This window comes from Salmonella sp. NW38, assembly GCF_051807745.1.
In the GTDB taxonomy this organism is placed as follows: domain Bacteria; phylum Pseudomonadota; class Gammaproteobacteria; order Enterobacterales; family Enterobacteriaceae; genus Salmonella; species Salmonella enterica.
This window is the reverse complement of sequence record NZ_JAMMTO010000008.1, coordinates 157,701-177,988: the sequence shown is the minus strand read 5'-3', so window position 1 is coordinate 177,988 and position 20,288 is coordinate 157,701. Positions and strand designations below refer to the sequence as shown.

Annotated in this window: 21 protein-coding genes; 10 read left to right on the top strand and 11 right to left on the bottom strand. The window is 54.1% G+C overall.

Going from position 1 to position 20,288, the window contains the following annotated elements; genetic code table 11:
• Positions 1-65: 65 nt before the first annotated feature.
• From preA to NA624_RS15410, 8 genes are all read right to left on the bottom strand, one after another.
• Positions 66-1,301, bottom strand: a complete 1,236-nt coding sequence (gene preA / locus NA624_RS15445) for an NAD-dependent dihydropyrimidine dehydrogenase subunit PreA (protein WP_000956103.1) — start codon at positions 1,299-1,301, stop codon at positions 66-68.
• Complete coding sequence (locus NA624_RS15440; RefSeq protein ID WP_001136403.1) at positions 1,295-2,536, bottom strand: NAD(P)-dependent oxidoreductase; 1,242 nt, start codon at positions 2,534-2,536, stop codon at positions 1,295-1,297. The genes preA and NA624_RS15440 overlap by 7 nt, the downstream gene beginning before the upstream one ends.
• Positions 2,537-2,740: 204 nt before the next feature.
• Positions 2,741-2,986: a DUF2542 family protein gene (locus NA624_RS15435; RefSeq protein WP_000605187.1), complete on the bottom strand. Its 246-nt coding sequence runs from the start codon at positions 2,984-2,986 to the stop codon at positions 2,741-2,743.
• Positions 2,983-3,702: an outer membrane permeability protein SanA gene (sanA, locus tag NA624_RS15430; protein ID WP_000920081.1), complete on the bottom strand. Its 720-nt coding sequence runs from the start codon at positions 3,700-3,702 to the stop codon at positions 2,983-2,985. The genes NA624_RS15435 and sanA overlap by 4 nt, the downstream gene beginning before the upstream one ends.
• 176 nt (positions 3,703-3,878) lie before the next feature.
• Positions 3,879-4,763, bottom strand: a complete 885-nt coding sequence (gene cdd, locus NA624_RS15425) for a cytidine deaminase (protein ID WP_000553526.1) — start codon at positions 4,761-4,763, stop codon at positions 3,879-3,881.
• Positions 4,764-4,916: 153 nt separating this feature from the next.
• Positions 4,917-5,612, bottom strand: a complete 696-nt coding sequence (locus NA624_RS15420) for a CidB/LrgB family autolysis modulator (protein ID WP_000989296.1) — start codon at positions 5,610-5,612, stop codon at positions 4,917-4,919.
• Complete coding sequence (locus NA624_RS15415; protein ID WP_000045719.1) at positions 5,609-6,007, bottom strand: CidA/LrgA family protein; 399 nt, start codon at positions 6,005-6,007, stop codon at positions 5,609-5,611. Before NA624_RS15415 ends, NA624_RS15420 begins: the two co-directional genes overlap by 4 nt.
• Positions 6,008-6,138: 131 nt before the next feature.
• Positions 6,139-7,047, bottom strand: a complete 909-nt coding sequence (locus NA624_RS15410; protein ID WP_000024665.1) for a LysR substrate-binding domain-containing protein — start codon at positions 7,045-7,047, stop codon at positions 6,139-6,141.
• A 125-nt stretch (positions 7,048-7,172) separates the two neighbouring features.
• Here NA624_RS15410 and mhbT point away from each other — a divergent pair, with 125 nt between their 5' ends.
• The 6 genes from mhbT (at position 7,173) to dusC (ending at position 13,206) form a co-directional block, all read left to right on the top strand.
• Entirely contained in the window at positions 7,173-8,531 is a 1,359-nt protein-coding gene (mhbT, locus tag NA624_RS15405) for a 3-hydroxybenzoate transporter MhbT (protein ID WP_000194216.1), read from the top strand.
• Between the two features lie 11 nt (positions 8,532-8,542).
• The gene (gene gtdA, locus NA624_RS15400) at positions 8,543-9,580 is read left to right on the top strand and encodes a gentisate 1,2-dioxygenase (RefSeq protein ID WP_001289851.1); all 1,038 of its coding nucleotides are present in this window, start codon (positions 8,543-8,545) and stop codon (positions 9,578-9,580) included.
• A 15-nt stretch (positions 9,581-9,595) separates the two neighbouring features.
• The gene (locus NA624_RS15395) at positions 9,596-10,297 is read left to right on the top strand and encodes a fumarylacetoacetate hydrolase family protein (protein ID WP_000170621.1); all 702 of its coding nucleotides are present in this window, start codon (positions 9,596-9,598) and stop codon (positions 10,295-10,297) included.
• An 8-nt stretch (positions 10,298-10,305) separates the two neighbouring features.
• Positions 10,306-10,950 carry a maleylacetoacetate isomerase gene (maiA, locus tag NA624_RS15390; RefSeq protein WP_000781183.1) on the top strand — a complete coding sequence of 215 codons (645 nt, stop codon included), beginning with the start codon at positions 10,306-10,308 and terminating at the stop codon, positions 10,948-10,950.
• A 14-nt stretch (positions 10,951-10,964) separates the two neighbouring features.
• Positions 10,965-12,158, top strand: a complete 1,194-nt coding sequence (locus tag NA624_RS15385) for a 3-hydroxybenzoate 6-monooxygenase (protein WP_000150099.1) — start codon at positions 10,965-10,967, stop codon at positions 12,156-12,158.
• Between the two features lie 109 nt (positions 12,159-12,267).
• Positions 12,268-13,206, top strand: coding sequence for a tRNA dihydrouridine(16) synthase DusC (dusC, locus tag NA624_RS15380; protein WP_001264833.1), 939 nt, complete (start codon positions 12,268-12,270; stop codon positions 13,204-13,206).
• A gap of 57 nt (positions 13,207-13,263) precedes the next feature.
• Here the strand turns inward: dusC and yohP are convergent, their stop codons facing one another.
• Positions 13,264-13,347: a small membrane protein YohP gene (yohP, locus tag NA624_RS15375; RefSeq protein ID WP_000698460.1), complete on the bottom strand. Its 84-nt coding sequence runs from the start codon at positions 13,345-13,347 to the stop codon at positions 13,264-13,266.
• Between the two features lie 317 nt (positions 13,348-13,664).
• Between yohP and mdtQ the strand changes: the two genes are divergently transcribed.
• Together mdtQ and NA624_RS15365 are read left to right on the top strand one after the other, a co-directional pair.
• On the top strand, positions 13,665-15,101 hold the full coding sequence (gene mdtQ, locus NA624_RS15370) for a multidrug resistance outer membrane protein MdtQ (RefSeq protein ID WP_001081464.1): 1,437 nt from the start codon (positions 13,665-13,667) through the stop codon (positions 15,099-15,101).
• A 65-nt stretch (positions 15,102-15,166) separates the two neighbouring features.
• Positions 15,167-15,928 carry an SDR family oxidoreductase gene (locus tag NA624_RS15365; protein ID WP_000169608.1) on the top strand — a complete coding sequence of 254 codons (762 nt, stop codon included), beginning with the start codon at positions 15,167-15,169 and terminating at the stop codon, positions 15,926-15,928.
• A gap of 48 nt (positions 15,929-15,976) precedes the next feature.
• Here NA624_RS15365 and NA624_RS15360 read toward each other — a convergent pair whose 3' ends face one another.
• On the bottom strand, positions 15,977-16,546 hold the full coding sequence (locus NA624_RS15360) for a DedA family protein (protein ID WP_001550002.1): 570 nt from the start codon (positions 16,544-16,546) through the stop codon (positions 15,977-15,979).
• A gap of 158 nt (positions 16,547-16,704) precedes the next feature.
• On the opposite strand from NA624_RS15360, the gene NA624_RS15355 reads away from it, so the two are divergent.
• Together NA624_RS15355 and pbpG are read left to right on the top strand one after the other, a co-directional pair.
• Positions 16,705-17,292 carry a Yip1 family protein gene (locus NA624_RS15355; RefSeq protein ID WP_001017057.1) on the top strand — a complete coding sequence of 196 codons (588 nt, stop codon included), beginning with the start codon at positions 16,705-16,707 and terminating at the stop codon, positions 17,290-17,292.
• Positions 17,293-17,457: 165 nt separating this feature from the next.
• Positions 17,458-18,405 (top strand): D-alanyl-D-alanine endopeptidase, encoded by a 948-nt coding sequence (gene pbpG, locus NA624_RS15350; RefSeq protein ID WP_000911555.1) that lies wholly within the window; start codon positions 17,458-17,460, stop codon positions 18,403-18,405.
• A gap of 58 nt (positions 18,406-18,463) precedes the next feature.
• Here pbpG and dld read toward each other — a convergent pair whose 3' ends face one another.
• Positions 18,464-20,194, bottom strand: coding sequence for a D-lactate dehydrogenase (gene dld / locus NA624_RS15345; RefSeq protein ID WP_000095234.1), 1,731 nt, complete (start codon positions 20,192-20,194; stop codon positions 18,464-18,466).
• Between the last annotated feature and the right edge of the window lie 94 nt (positions 20,195-20,288).

Below are 20,288 nucleotides of genomic sequence, written 5' to 3'. Positions count from 1 at the left end.
CCTATTGCTTTGCTTATCAGATAACCCGGCGCAGCGAAACTGCGCGCCGGGCTTCATACCGTGAGCTACAGCGTTAACGCGTGTTCTTTTTCGCCTTTTTTAAATTTGACCTCGCCTAAATCAATACAGGCGACCGGGCAGACATGACCGCACAGCAGACAACCGACGCATTTTTCCGTATTGCAATGCGGCGTGCGGCTGTGTTCATCCCACTCCATCGCCTGATGACCGCCGTCATAGCAGGAGATATAGCAACGTCCGCAGCCGACGCATTTCTCCTGATTAATCCGCGGATAGACGATATAGCTGCGATCCAGGTCTTCCGCCGGGATAATATTGCCATTCGCCAGTCCGATCATCTCCTGTAATGAGGCAAATCCCTGATCAGCCAGATAGTGGCTGAGGCCGCTCGCCATATCTTCTACAATGCGGTAACCGTATTGCATAATGCCTGTCGTCACCTGTAGGGTCGCCGCGCCCAGCAGCAGAAATTCGGCAGCGTCTTCCCAGGTTTCAATGCCGCCGATACCGCTAATCGGGAAATCGCGCAGTTCAGGGTGCATTCGCAACTGCTGGATAAAACGCAGCGCAATGGGTTTCACCGCTTTTCCTGAATAACCGGAGATACTGGATTTACCGTTAACCACCGGCATCCCGATTTTGCGGTTCAGGTCGATGTTAGTAATGGATTTCACGGTGTTGATGGTGGCGATACCGTCGGCTCCGCCGCGTTTGGCGGCCAGCGCGACTTCGCACATATCGCCAATATTCGGCGTCATTTTCGCCAGCATTGGCAAAGATGAACCGCGTTTTACGGCGCGGCAGTATTTTTCAACCAGCTCCGGGCTTTGCCCTACATCGCTTCCCATGGCGTGCGAGGTCATCTGCGGGCAAGAGAAGTTACACTCAATCATATCCGCGCCGGCTTCTTCAACCAGACGCGCCAGTTCCTGCCACTGCTGCTCATTTTCCCCCATGATGGAAGCAATCAGCACCTTATCCGGATAATCCTGTTTTAGCCGTCGAATGGCGTCCAGATTCTCTTCCAGCGGATGCTCAGCAATTTGCTCCATGTTTTTGAAACCAATAAAACCGGTATCTTCTTTCGTCAGGTGATCAAAACGTGGAGAGACTTCGTTGGCAATAAAAAAACCAATGGTTTTAAAAACGATCCCGCCCCAGCCGGTATCATAGGCTTTGGCGCACATCTCATAACAATTGCCTACCGGAGAAGAAGAAAGGCAAAACGGATTGGGAAACTTAACGCCGCAAAAGGTAACAGACAAATCTTTTGTTAACATGAGCAGGCCTCCTCTAAATAATGATGAATAGCCTGAGCGGCTTCTTTTCCGGTTTTTACCGCATAAACGACGGTCTTATCGCCTTTAACAATATCGCCAGCGGCAAAGATCGCCGGGTCGTCGGTTTGATAATTGTGCGTGTCGATAATATTATGCTGCGCTTTTATCTCCGCAAAGGCATCCAGTCGCGCGTGCTGCCCCACGGCCAAAATAATATTTTCTGCTTCCAGCGTCAGTTCTCCTGAATGGCGTACATGGTGGAAGGTCACTTTATTTCCGCTGACGGCGACAGGCGTAAAGCCATCAATAATCGATACGCCTAATGCCTGCGTGCTGGTAAATTCTTTTTCGCTGGCGGGGAATTCGGCTAATTCTTCCCGCGCCACGCAGGTGACGGAAGGGCAGCCGAGAATTTTTAACGTACTGGCGACATCCATCGCTACGTCGCCGCCGCCAATAATTAATGCGCTACGCGGAACGCTAATATCGCCGTCGGCCTGACGGGCGCGCTGTAAAAAATCAACGGCAATCTCTACGTGGCTGGCTTGCTCAAATAACGGTAAATCAGAGCCACAGGACATCCCGACGGTCATCAGCACGGCGCGATATTCGGCTTTGAGTTGCGCAAGCGATAGCGACCCGCCCACCTCACAATTACATTTAATATTGACGCCCATTTCTACAATGCGGGCAATTTCCTGATCGAGTACGCTTTGCGGCAGACGAAATGCCGGGATGCCGTGACGCAGCCATCCGCCGGGCTGCGGCTGTTTTTCGTAAATGGTGACGTCATAGCCTAAATGCGTGAGCGTCACGCTTGCCTGCAAACCTGCCGGACCCGCGCCAATAATCGCGACTTTCCCGCGTGTTTTACTCCCGGGCTGATAAATCTGCATGGCAGTCTGCTGTTCAAAATCGGTAATAAAACGTTGCAGGCGTGCAATATCAATAGGTTTATCTATTCCGGAACGTGTACATCCGCGCTGGCATAATTTTTCCGTCGGACAGACTCTGGCGCAGACGGCGCCAAGCGCATTATTTTCCCGGATAGTTTCCGCTGCGCCTTTAAAATTGCGAAAGTAAATAGAACGAATAAATTTCCCCGGATCGGTTTGCGCCGGGCAAGCCTGACTACAGGGCGCATCGTGACATAATAAACAACGGGAAGCCTCTTTTATTGCCAGTAATGGCGTAAAACCAGGCGTGAGTTCATCCAGATAATTTTGTTGCGGCATATAATCTTCCTTAATGCTTGAATAAATTAAGGCGAAACGTAAATAACGCGTTTTAATGATCCAAAATCTACCGCCAGCCTAAGCATTGAAAGAAGGGTATTCTGTGAAAGAATTCACAAAAAAATGAAACCAGAATGCAAAACAGCATTTGTTCCTTATATCATAATAATAACTATTCTCAATTTTAAAGGAGTAATAAATAGATTAACGATAAAAAAGAAGATAAATAATCATTCCAGTAAATAAAAAACCGCAACCGGTATAAAGAAAAAGATAAGACCAATATTGTACGGGATCGGCATGGCGATAAACATAAACCGGTTTTCGCGCATTTTTGACAACTTTATCTACCGCGCCGGTTCGCCAGCCTTTCCAGGCCTCACGGAAGCAAAAAAGCGGGAGTAGCAGAAAGGCTAATATGACAAATATCGTCTGTACATCCATGATCATTTCCCTTTTTTCTTTTCCAGTTCAAGCAATTGTTCCGGCGTAACGGCCGGATACCCCTGGGCGTCATTCGGCACCTGATGCTGCGTGGGAATAGGTACCAGCGGGCCTAAAAAACGCGGTTCGCGTTTAAAAATATAGAGATCCGCCAGCGCACTAAAGCGGGCGCCAAATTCGCGCAGGCGCACTGTCAGCATATTTTTGGGTGAAGGTACCGCGTAACACTGCGCCTGAATGCCCATATGCAACGCAATAAACAAGGCGCGTTCGCAGTGGAAGCGCTGAGTGATGATAATAAAGTCGTTGGTATCAAACACTTTGCGGGTACGCACAATGGAGTCAAGCGTACGGAAGCCAGCGTAATCAAGCACAATGTCCGCAGGATCGACGCCCGCCGCGATAAGGTCTTTGCGCATGGTCATCGGTTCGTTATAGCTTTGCAGGGCATTGTCGCCGCTGAGCAGCAGGTAATTGACTTTACCGCTATTGTAAGCGTTTAACGCGCCCTGAATACGGTAACGATAGTACTGATTAATGACACCCTTGCGATAGTATTTGGCCGTCCCTAACACGACGCCAACCTGGCGGTAGGGGAGATCCTGTAGCTCGTCATAGATATAGGGCGCTGTTTTCCAGCTCATCCACCGATCGAGGCCAAGCACCGTCAACAGCAGCAAGCCTACCAGGACCAACAGGCTGTAAAACACGCGCTTTAACATGCAGGAAACTCGATACCAGGATGAAAGTACGATCAGGCTACTGTACCCGAAGACGTAGCGCAAGAAACCGCCGTCTGATTGCGGAGATTTTCAGCATGATTTCCCTTGTATCGGGTCGCGGGAGAGGAGAGTCAGGCCGGATAAGACGCCAGTGCGTCGCTATCCGGCACATTTGCTTAGCCGAGAAGCACGCGGTCAATATTATGGCAACCTAACGCTTTCAGCGTTGCGGCGGTGGCATCCCATTGAATTAATGCCGCATCGCCTTTTTCCGCCAGAATCGCGCGCTGAATATCCGCATAGTCATAGCCATTGAGACTCAGCAGGTTTAGCGCGCCTTGCAGTGGGGGAAGCGTAGGGTTAAAGGCGGCGTTTTCCGCATAGCTGCCGGTGAAAATACGGCCATCTTTACATTCCAGCGCCACGCCGCTCGGTGAGTGGCTATAAGGCATATGGCTCTTATTGGCTGCCGTAATCGCCGCTTGCGTTAGCGTATCGCCCGTTAACGTAAAGCCATGATCCTGCTCGTCCATCAGCAGCGTTTTGATCTCCAGATCTTTTGGCCCGAAAGCGTCAGGCAGATAATCGCGTAACGTATGCGGCGCGCGGCCCGGCAGATGAATGCGCAGATCCAGACCGCTGTTCAGCTCGTTCATAAACTGGCGACAGTGGCCGCAAGGCGTGTAGTTAACGGTGACGGCGGCGAGCCCTTTTTCGCCGCGTAGCCAGGCGTGGCTAATCGCGCTTTGTTCAGCATGCACAGTTTGTTGCATGGTGGCGCCCAGGAACTCCATATTCGCGCCGAAATACCAGTTGCCGCTAACGCCGCGCGCAATCGCGCCGACGTTAAAATGGGACAAATCGGTACGGGCGCAGGCCGCCGCCAGAGGTAACAGTGCGAAAGCCAGCGCGTCTTCGTCCAGTCCCGCCGTATTTTTAAGCGTCGAGACCTGCTCTGCGGTCAGCATGGCGGGAAAATGGTGGTCCGCCAGGATAGGGGCCAGCGCTGATTGCAAATTATCCGCAAGCTGGGCAAAAGCAGTTTGAAAACGTGGATGCATGGCGTTGCCTCATAACAATGTAATGGAACCGTAGTTTACGGGCCTGCTATGTCTTAATATGTGATCTAAATCTCATTGCTTATGCAACTTGTGAAACTTAAATGAAAAATGCGCGACGTATCGCAAATTTTAACCCGGTCTTTTGTCCCGTCGTTAGCGCATTACCGCCAGAATGAGCGGAAACAAAAAGGGCGCTACCAGCGAGGTAATAATGCCGCAGATCACCAGCGCCAGGGAGCTAAACGCGCCTTCCTGGTAATCCAGCTCGGCGCAGCGCGCAGTACCGAGCGCATGTGAGGCGGTCCCCATTGCCAGCCCGCGTGCGGCCTTAGTACGGATGTGCATCGCGTTTAACAGCGTGTGGCCAAACACCGCGCCCAGAATACCGACAAAAATTACGCATACCGCGCTGATCGCAGGGATGCCGCCGATGCTGCCGCCCACCGCCATCGCGATAGGCGTAGTCACGGATTTAGGCAGTACCGATGCCGCGATTTCAGGCGTTGCGCCCATCAGCAAGGCAACGGATGTCCCGGTAATCATCGCTACCAGACTGCCGACAAAACAGATGCTAATAATGGATTTCCAACGCGCGCGAATCTGGTGCAACTGTTCATAAAGGGGATAGGCCAGCGCCACCACCGCCGGTTGCAGCAGATCGTTAAGTACTTCGCTGCCTTTGAAGTAGTGCTCGTAGGGAATACCGGTCAGCAACAGAAAAGGAATAATGACTACCATTGCCACCAGCAGCGGATTCAGCAACGGCATTTTAAAATGCGCCGCCAGTCTGCGGGCGGCGAAAAATACCGCCAGCGTCAGCGGTAACGACCACCAGATATATGTCATCATTTTTTCGTTCCCTTCTGCCCAACCACTTTACGCTCACCGTGTATCAGATGTGAACTCCAGCTTACGACCACAAAAACGACCAGCGTACTGATAGCGCAAGAGACCACCACCGGGCCGAATTGCGCGCGCAGTAAGTCAAAATATTGCATGACCCCAACGCCAATCGGCACAAACAGCAACGCCATATAACGAATCAGCACATAACAGCCGGGGTTAACCCACTTTGCCGGCAGAATTTGCAGCGCCAGCAACACAAACAGAATTAACATCCCGATAATGCTGCCGGGAATAGTGATAGGAAGCAGTGATGCAAGAAAAATGCCTGCGTACAAACAGGCATAAATCAATACAAAAGCGCGTATATATTGCCAGATAATATTCAGTGACTTACTCATGTTTAAAGCCCTTGATGAGATGGATTCATCATACAATTAAACGTTAAAACGTGCTACCGATCACATCATGAATTCTTAGCATAGTGGGTATAGACAGCAGGAACATCGGGCAATGCCCTTGGTCGGCGGCGTTAAACCTGGGCTAAAAAATACAAAAAGCGACTCAGGGCCAAAGACGGCGTCTCATTCTTACGCCAGAACATCCCTACGCTGCCTTTTTGCTCAATTTTTGGCAAGTTTAAAATCGCCAGTTGCCCCTGGCTGGCATAGCGTTGCGCCAGCCGTAAAGAAAGAATAGAGATCATATCGCTGCTTTGCAGCAAATTGGTGCTGACGTTCATTGACGCCGATTCAATGGTGTTTTCCGGGAGCATGACGCCGTTATCGACGAGGGCGTTATCAATACTGATGCGAATAGGGGTGCCGGTTGGCCAGACTATCCACCGCCAGTGCGCCAGATCGCTCCAGGAGATCTGCGCTCGCGCGGCCAGCGGATGGTGCGGACGCGCCACAAAGCAGACCGGTTCGGTATAAAGTACCTGATAATTAAGCGGCAGTTGCAGGGCGCGGCCGCCGACACGCCCTACCACCACATCCACCTGACCGGCAAGCAAATCGTGCAGCAGCGGCGTCATTACCTTCTCTTCAATATTCAGATGCAGCGTCGGCATTTCGTTAAGCAGGCTCAGAGTCGCCTGTGATACGCAGTCAGTCGCCACGGGCGAACAGCCGATCTTCAGGCTGCCAACCAGGCCGCCCTGCTTGAAACGGGCGATTTCATACTGTGAACGCTCCAGATCGTTAATTAGGCGCTGGGCGTGCTGGAGCAGTAATTTACCGCCTTCCGAGGGCCGTAGCCCTTTACTGTGGCGCTCAAAAAGCGTGATGCCTATCTCATCTTCGAGTTGAGATAACCACTTCGATAGCGCCGGCTGGGAGATATTCATCATCCGGGCGACGTGCGTCAGGTTGCCCTGTTCGCCCAGCGCAACCAGCGTTTGCAGGTGATGTAATTTCAATTTCTGCGCCCAGTTCGCCATTCGCTATAACCTCCAGGTTATGTCTCTGCCTGAAAAGCCATTGTACATTTTATCGCTCACTCTACAAACTCGTAACATAGCAAACATAAAAACAACATCTATCTCCCTGCACTGAGGCATTAGCTATGACTCAACGACGTGATCTACAAGCCCTTATTGATGCCGCGCCCGTCGGCAAAATGCAGTGGCGCGTTATCATCTGCTGTTTTCTGGTGGTTATGCTCGACGGTTTCGACACCGCCGCGATTGGCTTCATCGCCCCGGATATTCGTACTCACTGGCAGCTAAGCGCCAGCGAACTTGCGCCGCTGTTTGGCGCAGGGCTGCTGGGGCTTACAGCCGGCGCGCTGCTATGCGGGCCGCTGGCGGATCGCTTTGGCCGCAAGCGGGTCATTGAGCTTTGCGTGGCGCTATTCGGCGCATTGAGCCTGCTTTCCGCTTTCTCGCCGGATATAGAAACCCTGGTGTTGCTGCGCTTCTTAACCGGTCTGGGACTGGGTGGAGCGATGCCGAATACCATCACCATGACGTCGGAATACCTTCCCGCTCGTCGACGCGGAGCGCTGGTCACGCTGATGTTCTGCGGTTTTACCCTGGGGTCGGCGATGGGTGGGATTGTGAGCGCGCAACTGGTGCCGCTGATTGGCTGGCACGGAATTCTGGCGCTAGGCGGCATCTTGCCTTTGATGCTGTTTTTCGGCCTGCTGTTCGCGCTGCCGGAATCTCCCCGCTGGCAGGTACGTCGCCAACTACCGCAAGCCGTTGTCGCCCAGACGGTCAGCGCCATTACCGGCGAACGCTATCACGATACGCACTTCTTTCTGCATGAGACGGCAGCCGTCGCCAAAGGCAGTATTCGCCAGCTTTTTGCCGGGCGACAGCTTGTCATTACCCTGATGTTATGGGTGGTGTTCTTTATGAGCCTGCTCATTATCTATCTGCTTTCCAGCTGGATGCCGACGTTACTTAACCATCGCGGTATTGATCTGCAACAGGCGTCGTGGGTGACTGCCGCATTCCAGGTTGGCGGCACGCTTGGCGCGCTGTTACTCGGCGTGTTGATGGACCGGCTTAACCCGTTCCGGGTACTGGCGGTGAGCTATGCGCTGGGCGCGGTTTGCATTGTCATGATAGGCCTGAGCGAAAACGGCCTTTGGCTGATGGCGCTGGCGATTTTTGGTACTGGCATCGGTATTAGCGGTTCCCAGGTAGGGCTGAATGCTCTGACGGCGACGCTGTACCCCACCCAAAGCCGGGCGACGGGCGTGAGCTGGTCGAACGCCATTGGACGCTGCGGGGCGATTGTCGGTTCGCTCTCCGGCGGCATGATGATGGCCCTCAATTTCTCTTTCGATACGTTGTTTTTTGTCATTGCTATTCCGGCGGCTATCAGCGCGGTAATGCTTACCCTGCTGACGGTGGTTGTCCGCCTTTCGATTTCTGTACCTGACGACCTGCCGCGTGCCAGCGTCGTAAACGAATAAGGAGAATCTCCATGTCTGAAATAAATCAGAACGTAAAAGATAGCCGTCAGCAGTATTACCAGCATATTTCCGGGCAGAATCTGACGCCGCTGTGGGAATCGTTACATCACTTGGTACCGCAGACGCCAAACGCCAACTGCGCGCCGGCCTACTGGAATTATCAGGAAATTCGTCCGCTACTGATGGAAAGCGGCAATGTCATTGGCGCGAAAGAGGCGATCCGCCGGGTGCTGGTGCTGGAAAATCCGGCATTGCGCGGTCAGTCGTCGATCACGGCGACCTTATATGCTGGTTTACAGCTGATCCTGCCCGGCGAAGTCGCGCCGAGTCATCGCCATAACCAGTCGGCGCTGCGTTTTATCGTCGAAGGTAAAGGCGCATTTACCGCGGTGGACGGCGAGCGCACGCCAATGCATACCGGCGATTTTATCCTGACGCCGCAGTGGCGCTGGCACGATCATGGTAATCCGGGGTCAGAGCCGGTGGTATGGCTGGATGGTCTGGATCTGCCGTTAGTCAACCTCCTGGGCTGTGGGTTTGCGGAAGACTATCCCGAAGATCAGCAGCCGGTGACGCGAAAAGAGGGCGATTATCTGCCGCGCTATGCAGCGAATATGCTGCCGCTGCGCCACCAGCGCGGGAACTCGTCGCCGATTTTCAACTATCGTTACGACCGCAGCCGCGAGGCGCTGCACGATCTGACCCGTATGGGCGATCCGGATGAGTGGGAAGGTTACAAGCTGCGTTACGTTAATCCCGTCACCGGCGGTTATCCGATGCCGTCAATGGGCGCGTTCCTGCAATTGCTGCCAAAAGACTTTGCCTCGCGTGTGGCGCGGAGCACCGACAGCACTATCTACCACGTCGTTGAAGGGGCAGGGCAGGTCACTATCGGCAACGAAACTTTTCATTTTTCCGCAAAAGACATTTTTGTGGCGCCGACCTGGCATGAGGTGTCGTTTCGCAGCAGTGAAGACACGGTGTTATTCAGCTTTTCGGACAAGCCGGTTCAGGAAGCCCTGGGGCTGTTCCGCGAAGCACGTTATTAATTAGGGAGAGAGAACATGACCAAATATGTATTCCAGCCGCAGGCCCCGGTAACAGTACCAGTGGCGGGCAGTGATGAGCAGTTTCCGGTACGTCGCGTTTACTGCGTGGGTCGCAACTATGCCGCCCATGCCCGTGAAATGGGCTTTGATCCTGATCGCGAACCGCCGTTCTTCTTTTGTAAACCAGCGGACGCTGTCGTCCCGGTAGCGGCGGGGGATACCCTGGAACTGCCGTATCCGGCGCAGACCGATAACTACCATTATGAAATTGAGCTGGTGGTGGCGATTGGTAAAAAGGGGAGCGATATCCCGCTGGAAAAAGCCCATGAATATGTCTGGGGATACGCCACCGGTCTGGACATGACGCGTCGCGATCGTCAGATGGAAATGCGTCAGATGGGACGCCCGTGGGAAATCGGCAAAGCGTTCGATCTCTCCGCGCCCATTGCGCCATTACACAAAGCCGCTGAAACGCATAATGTGGATAACGCCCCTATTTGGCTACAGGTTAACGGCGAAGACCATCAGCGCAGCGATATTCGTCATCTGATTTGGTCGGTAAATGAAACCATCAGCTATTTGTCCGGCTTCTTTGAATTGCAGCCAGGCGATTTGATTTTCACCGGTACGCCAGAGGGGGTGGGCGCCGTGGTGAAAGGGGATGTCATCACCGGGAACGTAGAAGGTCTGACGCCGATTGCTGTGAAAATTGTCTGAGGTGAACGATGAAGCTGTACAGTTTCTTTAATAGTTCGGCGTCTTATCGTGTACGTATTGCGCTGGCGTTAAAGGGGATTGATTACCAGACGGTGGGCGTCAATATTCGTATCGGCCAGCAGAATGCGCTGGCCTACCGACGGATGAATCCGGTAGGCCTGGTGCCGACGCTGGTCACTGATGACGGCGAATCGTTGGGGCAATCGCTGGCCATCGTCGACTGGCTGGACCGACATTTTCCGCAAACGCCGCTGCTGCCGACGAGCGACCCGGCGCGCAGCCAGGCGCTGGAAATTGTTTACGCTATCGCCTGCGATATACACCCAATCAATAACATGCGCGTGTTGCGCTACCTGACCGATGAGCTGAAGGTTAGCGAAGAGGATAAAAAACGCTGGTACGCCCACTGGATACAGCAAGGGTTAAGCGCGGTAGAGCAGCTATTGCGTAAAAGTCAGTCCGGACGATTCTGCGTGGGCGACGCGCCAGGACTTGCGGACTGCTGCCTGATTCCTCAGTGGGCGAATGCGCTCAGGATGGGCTGCGATTTATCAGGCTATCCGCGCTGTAAAGCCGTTTATGACGCCTGCGTACAGCTACCGGCGTTTATTGCCGCCGCGCCGGAAAATCAACAGGATAAAATCCCGGCCTGAAAAGGAGAATGACCATGACTCACGTGACAAGCGCAATTATTGTAGGTGGCGGAATCGGCGGCGCGGCGACCGCGCTGTCGCTGGCGCGCCAGGGAATAAAAGTCATGCTGCTGGAAAAAGCGCACGAAATTGGCGAGATTGGCGCGGGTATTCAGCTTGGGCCGAACGCTTTTTCGGCGCTGGATAGTCTCGGGGTGGGCGATGTTGCCCGCCAGCGTGCGGTGTTTACCGATCACATTACCATGATGGATGCCGTGAATGCCGAAGAAGTGGTATGCATTGAAACCGGACAGGCGTTCCGCGACCATTTTGGCGGGCCGTATGCGGTAATTCACCGGGTAGATATTCATGCAACGGTATGGGAAGCGGCGCTGACGCACCCTGGCGTGGAGTATCGTACCTCGACCCATATTGTCGATATCCGCCAGACGCCGGATGACGTTACGGTGTTTGATGAGCAGGGAAATAGCTGGACGGCGGATATTCTCGTGGGCTGCGACGGCGTTAAATCGGTCGTGCGGCAAAGTTTACTCGGCGATGCGCCGCGCGTAACGGGGCATGTAGTTTATCGGGCGGTGATTGATTGCGACGATATGCCGGACGATTTACGTATTAACGCACCGGTGCTGTGGGCAGGCCCGCATTGTCACCTAGTCCATTATCCGCTCCGTGGAGGCCAACAGTACAATCTGGTGGTGACATTCCACAGCCGCCAGCAAGAAGAGTGGGGCGTGAAAGACGGCAGTAAAGAAGAGGTGCTCTCTTATTTTGCCGGTATTCATCCCCGCCCGCGTCAGATGTTGGATAAGCCGACCTCCTGGCGCCGCTGGTCGACCGCCGATCGCGAGCCGGTCGCGAAATGGGGAACCGAGCGTATCACTCTGGTGGGCGACGCCGCGCATCCGGTGGCGCAATATATGGCCCAGGGCGCCTGTATGGCGCTGGAAGACGCCGTCACGCTGGGCAAAGCGCTGGAACGCTGCGACGGCGACGCGCAGCAGGCATTTGCGCTGTATGAGTCGGTGCGTATTCCCCGCACGGCGCGTATCGTCTGGTCTACCCGCGAGATGGGGCGTCTCTATCACGCCGCCGGGGTGGAGCGTCAGGTGCGTAATCTGTTGTGGAAAGGGAAATCGCAGGAGGCGTTTTATCGCGGTATCGAATGGCTGTACGGCTGGAAAGAAGATAACTGTCTTGAGCCGCGTTGAGCGCTTTACGTGACGTAGCGTGGCGTTTGCGCCGCCACCCGGCAAAAAGTTTTGCTCATCGCAGAGAGGCGTTATGATAGCGCCTCTTTTTTTTGCTGTGGATACCGATATGCGTGTTTTACTGGCGCCGATGGAAGGCGTGCTCGACGCGTTAGTGCGCGAGCTGCTGACCGAAGTGAATGATTACGATCTCTGCATCACTGAATTTGTGCGCGTGGTGGATCAGCTGCTGCCGGTAAAAGTGTTTCATCGCATCTGCCCGGAGTTGCATCACGCCAGCCGCACGCCGTCCGGCACGCCGGTGCGTATTCAGCTTCTGGGCCAGCATCCGCAGTGGCTGGCGGAAAACGCCGCGCGGGCGACGGCGTTGGGATCGTATGGCGTGGACCTGAACTGCGGCTGTCCGTCAAAAGTGGTGAACGGCAGCGGCGGCGGCGCGACATTGCTCAAAGATCCCGAACTCATCTATCAGGGCGCGAAAGCGATGCGGGCCGCGGTACCGTCGCATCTGCCGGTGACGGTAAAAGTGCGTCTCGGCTGGGATAGCGGCGATAGAAAATTTGAAATCGCCGATGCGGTGCAGCAGGCCGGCGCCAGTGAACTGGTGGTGCATGGCCGTACTAAAGCGCAGGGCTACCGCGCCGAGCATATCGACTGGCAGGCGATCGGCGAAATACGCCAGCGTCTGACTATTCCGGTTATCGCGAATGGCGAAATCTGGGACTGGCAGAGCGCGCAGGCATGTATGGCGGCCAGCGGCTGCGATGCGGTGATGATTGGCCGTGGGGCGTTAAATATTCCTAACCTGAGCCGGGTGGTGAAGTATAACGATCCGCGTATGCCGTGGCCGGAAGTGGTTGCATTATTACAAAAATATACCCGACTGGAAAAGCAGGGCGATACCGGTTTATACCATGTCGCGCGTATTAAACAGTGGTTGGGATATTTACGTAAGGAATATATTGAGGCGACGGAGCTCTTTCAGTCGATTCGGGCGTTAAACCGTTCGTCCGAGATTGCGCGGGCGATTCAGGCTATTAAAATCTAATCTCTATAGCGTCCAGAACGTGTGCCGGACAGATACTATCGCTGCCCGGCGCAGGAATCAGAAAATCATCTTAAACACGCCCGTTACCACCAACAGCCCAATCAGAAAAATAATTAAGATTGCCCATAGAAGAATTTTCATTGTTTGTCCCTTTATTGGTAAATACAAACAAAGTATAGGAAAGTATTAAGCCATCTGCTGCCTTGTTGGGCGCGGCGACGTTTAACTCATGAAGGCTGCTGGCGGGTATTGCAGCAAAATTGTTCATTTATTAACGAGTTAGTGGGGCTTTATACTGAAATATCACATCAAAAAATGTATTGCATGAAATTATTTGCTAATCATATAAATTTCAAAATATGTCTTTTGTTGTCTGATGATGTATTGCCACGCGTAACTAAAAAATAGATCGCCGTAAGACGTACTCTCTGCGCACCTTTTTTTATCAGAACACCTCCATGAATCGTAATTCTTTCCTTGCCGCGACAGCGAGCTTACCGCTTTTTATTTTGCTGGCGGGCTGCGCCCCCATGCACGATACCCGCCAGTCGCTGACCCAGCAGACGCCCTCTTCTCATGTTGATTCCAGCCTGCCGGCGGCATTGAAAAACGGTTGGCCGGATAGCCAGTGGTGGAAGGCGTATCACGATACGCAGCTTGACGCGCTGATTGATAATGCCATACAGCATTCGCCGGATATGCAGGTGGCTGAACAGCGTATTCAACTGGCGGAAGCGCAGGCGAAAGCGGTTGAGGCGCAGGACGGCCCGCAGCTCGACTTTTCTGCCGACATTGAGCGCCAGCGAATGTCCGCGGAAGGACTGATGGGGCCATTCGCGATTACCGACCCCGCGGCGGGAACGACCGGGCCGTGGTATACCAACGGTACATTCGGCCTGACGGCGGGCTGGGATCTGGATTTATGGGGGAAAAACCGCGCTGAAGTTACCGCGCGGATCGGGGCGGTCAAAGCGCGCGAAGCGGAGCAGGAGCAGACCCGACAATTGCTGGCAAGCGGCGTGGCGCGACTCTACTGGGAGTGGCAAACACAGGCAGCGCTGAAAAATGTGCTGATGCAAATCGAGCATGAGCAGCAAAACGTGGTGACGGTAAACCGGGAGCTGTATCAACACGGCATTACTTCTTCTGTTGAAGGGGTCGAGACCGATATCGACGCCAGCAAAACCCAGCAGCAGCTGAATGACGTTAACGGTAAAATGAAGGTGATTGAAGCGCGGCTCAGCGCGTTAACCAATACGCAATCGGCGGCGCTCAAGCTGCGTCAGGTGAGTCTCCCCGCCGTTGAAAGCCAGTTACCGTCGCAACTGGGGTATTCGTTGCTGGCGCGCCGGGCGGATCTACAGGCCGCGCACTGGTACATTGAATCCTCGTTGAGCAGCATTGACGCCGCGAAGGCCGCGTTTTATCCCGATATCAATCTGATGGCTTTTTTACAGCAGGATGCGTTACATCTGAGCGATCTGTTCCGCCATTCCGCACAGCAATATGGCATTACCGGCGGGCTGACGCTGCCGATTTTCGACAGCGGCAGGCTGAATGCCAACCTCGATATCGCCAAAGCGCAAAGCAACCTTTCTATCGCCAACTACAACAAAGCGGTGGTAGATGCGGTTAATGATGTGGCGCGCGCCGCCAGTCAGGTAGAGACGCTGGCGCAGAAAAACCAGCATCAGCAGCAGATTGAGCATGATGCGCAGCGTGTGGTCGGTCTGGCGCAAGCGCGCTTTAATGCCGGCATTATTGCGGGTTCCCGCGTGAGCGAGGCCAAAATCCCGGCACTGCGCGAGCAGTGTAACGGCTTGCTGTTGCAGGGCCAGTGGCTGGATGCCTCTATTCAGCTTACCAGCGCGCTGGGCGGCGGTTATCATTCCTGATTTTTCCGAATGATTCAGACAGGGTTCCTATACTTAGGCTGTGTATGAATCATCCGGAGAGGAATATGACCAAAGTCGCAATTGTAACGGCATCAGATTCGGGAATTGGCAAAGCGTGTGCGTTGTTATTAGCACAAAACGGTTTTGATATTGGTATCACCTGGCATTCCGATGAACGCGGCGCGCAGGAGACGGCGAAAAAAGCGGCGCAGTTTGGTGTGCGGGCAGAGACCATTCATCTTGACCTGAGCCAGTTACCCGAGGGCGCGCAGGCCATTGAACATCTTATCCAGCGCCTGGGGCGCGTTGACGTGCTGGTCAATAATGCCGGGGCGATGACCAAATCCGCGTTTATTGATATGCCGTTTACGCAGTGGCGGCAAATTTTTACCGTGGACGTCGATGGCGCGTTTCTCTGCGCGCAGATCGCCGCCCGGCATATGATTAAACAAGGAGAGGGAGGGCGCATTATCAACATCACCTCCGTCCATGAGCATACGCCGCTTCCGCAAGCCAGCGCCTATACCGCGGCGAAACATGCGCTGGGCGGATTGACTAAATCCATGGCGCTGGAACTGATTGAACATCATATTTTGGTCAACGCCGTCGCGCCAGGCGCTATCGCCACGCCGATGAATGATATGGATGACAGCGACATTGAGCCGGGATCGGAACCCTCGATCCCTATTGCCCGACCGGGTTCTACGCATGAAATAGCCAGCCTCGTCGCCTGGCTGTGTTCGGAAGGAGCAAGCTATACCACCGGTCAGTCGCTGATTGTCGACGGCGGGTTTATGCTGGCAAATCCGCAATTCAACGCAAAATAAACGCCGGGTGCCGGATGGCGGCGTTATGCCATCCGGATACCATCGGGTTTAACGGGCCTCCGCTTTGCCGCGTCTTTTCAGCCACCAGCGCACGCCCACCACCAGGACGATGGCCAGAATCAGCCAGACCCCGTGCCTGAGATGCTGATCGAGGTCGTGCAGCCATGGCGCGATCACCTCGCCGCCAAGATATCCCAGCGTGGTAAACAGCAGCGCCCAGACCAGCGCGCCTATAATATTCAGCGGCAGAAAAATTTTAGGCGGCAGGCGGCTGGCGCCAATCAGCAACGGGCCAACCACCCGGAAGCCATACATAAAACGCGTGCCGATCACAAACAGATACGGATGGCGTTGGATCATTTTCTGCGCGCGACGAATCTTCGTATGATAACGCGGGAAACGACGCAGGATCTTCCCGCCATAGCATCGTCCTAACAGGTAAAGTAGCTGATCGCCCATCATCCCTCCCAGCGCGACGGCCGCCGCCACCAGCGGAAACTTGAGTAATCCCTGATGCGCCGCGACGCCCCCCAACAGGGTAACGGTTTCACCTTCGGCCATACTGCCGATAACCAGCGCCGCATAGCCATAATGCGTAATAAGCGTGTTGATATCCATGCGTAAACCACCTCCGGCATTAAGCATACACCCTGGCAAGAGGCGTGCGTGGCAAAGCCGACGTTTTGCCGGAGACTATTTCACTGTTGTTCATAAAACAACCAGAAACTGAATTATACTTGAACATACTGGCATCTGAGGCAGCAGAAGGGGGCAGTATGAACCATGTATGGGGGCTTTTTTCCCATCCCGATCGGGAAATGCAGGTGATCAAAAGCGAAAACGAAACCGTTTCGCATCACTATACGCACCATGTTTTGCTGATGGCGGCGATTCCCGTCGTCTGCGCCTTTATCGGCACGACGCAAATCGGCTGGAATTTTGGCGACGGCAACGTGTTACAACTCTCGCTGTTTACCGCTTTTGCGCTGGCGGTCTTGTTCTACGGCGTGATGCTGGCGGGCGTCGCGGTGATGGGACGCGTCATCTGGTGGATGGCGCGAAACTATCCGCAACGGCCATCGCTTGCGCGCTGTATGGTTTTTGCCGGCTATGTCGCGACGCCGCTGTTTTTAAGTGGTCTGGTGGCGCTCTATCCCCTGGTATGGCTATGCGCACTGGTCGGCGCTGTCGCGCTCTTTTACACCGGCTATTTGCTGTATTTGGGTATTCCGACTTTCCTTAACATTAATAGAGAGGAAGGATTAAGCTTCTCCAGTTCGACGCTCGCTATCGGCGTGCTGGTCCTGGAGGTGCTACTGGCGATCACCGTGATCCTGTGGGGATACGGCTACCGCCTGTTCTGATGCGAAAAAGGGCTGGCGCAAAAGCCAGCAATGCAGCATTTGCTGACGATTCTTCTGTAGCGGCAACGCTGGCGTGCCGCTATGATGCCACTGCTAGCTTGAGTATAATCTTAGCTCAGGCGGTGTGCGTTACGACGCGCGTGAATCATTATCAGAAATCTCATCATGCTGAAATTCCGAGCTTCATTCCTGAGCCTTGCTCTGATGTTGGCCGTACCTTTTGCCCCGCAGGCCGTGGCGAAAACGGCAGCGACAACCGCGGCGTCTCAACCTGAGATTGCCTCCGGTAGCGCAATGATTGTTGATCTCAACACCAATAAAGTGATCTATTCGAACCACCCGGATCTGGTGCGTCCGATTGCTTCAATAACCAAATTAATGACGGCGATGGTCGTGCTCGACGCGCGATTGCCGCTGGATGAAATACTGAAGGTCGATATCAGCCAGACGCCGGAAATGAAAGGGGTTTACTCCCGCGTGCGCCTGAACAGCGAAATTAGTCGCAAAAATATGTTGCTGCTGGCGTTGATGTCATCCGAAAACCGTGCGGCGGCAAGCCTGGCGCACTATTATCCTGGCGGTTATAACGCGTTTATTAAAGCGATGAATGCGAAGGCGAAAGCGCTGGGCATGACGCATACCCGTTTCGTTGAGCCGACGGGGCTGTCGATTCATAACGTCTCGACCGCGCGGGATTTAACAAAACTGCTGATTGCCACGAAGCAATACCCGCTGATTGGCCAGCTAAGCACCACGCGCGAAGACATGGCGACATTCTCGCATCCGGCGTATACGCTGCCGTTTCGCAATACCAACCATTTGGTCTACCGTGATAACTGGAATATCCAGTTAACGAAAACCGGTTTTACCAATGCGGCGGGGCATTGCCTGGTGATGCGTACCGTGATCAATAACAAACCGGTCGCGCTGGTGGTCATGGATGCGTTCGGCAAATATACCCACTTTGCGGACGCCAGTCGCCTGCGTACATGGATTGAAACCGGTAAAGTCATGCCCGTTCCGGCTGCCGCGCTGAGCTATAAAAAGCAAAAAGCCGCGCAAATGGCGGCAGCCAGCGCCAGTGCCGGAGCGCAAACCGCACAGAACGATTAAGTCGCCGCAGGCCCGGCAGGCATCGCGCCGCCGGGCATTCACGGTAAACCGCACGGTGTTAATGCGTTTCGTCGGGCGTATTTTCCTGCCAGAATTTCCGCTTACTCGTTTTGCCGATACCGGGGTTCATACTGTTGGTCGGGTCATTTTGCCGATAAAAACGCGTCAGGGTTTCCGGCGCTTTATACAGATGTCCAACGTTGTGCTCCGCCGGGTATTGCGCCCCGCGCGCCTGCAACAGCTCCAGCATTTGCGCTTTCAGCGCATGGACGTCGACGCCTTTCTTCACGATATAGTCCTGATGAAAAACGTGGCACATAAAGTGACCGTAATAGAGTTTATGTACCAGTTGGCTGTCGATTTCCGGCGGCAGATGCTCGAACCAGTCGGTATCGTTGCGGCGCAGAGCGATATCCAGCGCCAGGATATCTTCCACTTCATCAGCGTGTACGGCCTGATAACGAATCGCTGCGCCAGCAGCGGCGAAGCGGTGCAGGAAGGCTTTGCTGCCTTCTTCCGGCGTACAGGTGAAGAAACCGCCCTCAGCGGATTTAAAAAATTCATTCAGCCAGCGTTGCGCTTCTGCGACGCCGTCTCCCGCCATTTTTAACAGCAGATGATGCTCATATTTATCGCGCCAGTTTTTCATTCGCGGCGGCAGATGGCTGGGAAACAGGTGGCCGAATTTCTGCATCGCGCGGTCGGTGAAATGCGGTCGGAAAAATTTTACTTTTTCCAGCATCGCATCGGTTCGGCCTTTTAGCGTGAAAAAGAATGGCATCTTGTCGGTGCCGAGTTTATCGATCATCAGAAAGGTATCTTTACCGTACTGCTCCGCAATATCGTAGATATCGCGATGCATATATTCTCCCGCCACTGGCAGATTGTCGAAGTTCGCCAGAATATGCCGACGGATTTCAGTCAGTACCGCGGGCTGATTGGTGCCGATATAAAAAACCTGCTGATTTTTTTCCGCTGCAAAGGTATCAAGGCGAACGGCAAAAACCGCCAGTTTTCCGGCGCAGCCGGAAGATTCAAACAAACGGTCCGGGTCGGCGTTATAGCGGGCGGGCGTATCGGCGTTGATATCTCGTACCCGCGTCACATAGTCGTGATCGTGCGCATGACGACCATCGTGACGCACATCCTCATCTTTAATCCGTTCGTCATCCAGCTTGCTCAGGATCTGCTCCGGCGTATGCCCAAGATCGATACCCAGATGATTGACCAGTTGCAGTTTGCCTTGCTCGTCAATACGGGCAAAGAGCGACATCTCGGTATAGGCCGGGCCGCGCTGCACCAGCGAGCCGCCGGAGTTATTACAGATGCCGCCGATGACCGACGCGCCGATACACGACGAACCAATCACCGAGTGCGGTTCACGGCCCAGCGGTTTAAGCGCTTTTTCCAGCGCATAGAGCGTCGTACCGGGCCAGGCCAGAACCTGTTGGCCGTTATCCAGTAAGTGCAGCTTATCCAGCCGCTGGGTGCTGATAATCACAATATCGCGATCGTAGTCGTTGCCGTTCGGCGTGGAGCCTTCCGTCAGACCGGTGTTGGCGGCCTGCATCAGAATAATTTTGTCAGCGTTAACGCAGGCGTTGAGCACACGCCACAGTTCCAGTAATGAACCCGGGAAAACAACGGCCAGCGCGTCGCCCTGACCGGAACGGAAACCCTTGCGATAGCGGGCGGTTTTGGCGGGGTCTGTCAGCAGGTGAGAATGGCCTACCAGGCGGGCCAGCTCATTCAGGAACGTTTTATTATCAGTCATTGTTATGGAAGACATTCTCCACTCCTTGTGGTGGGACAAAATATCAGCGTTAAGCATAGCGCTTTGTATGACAATACGCTTTCTCATTCAAGTTGTCTCTGTGTTGGTA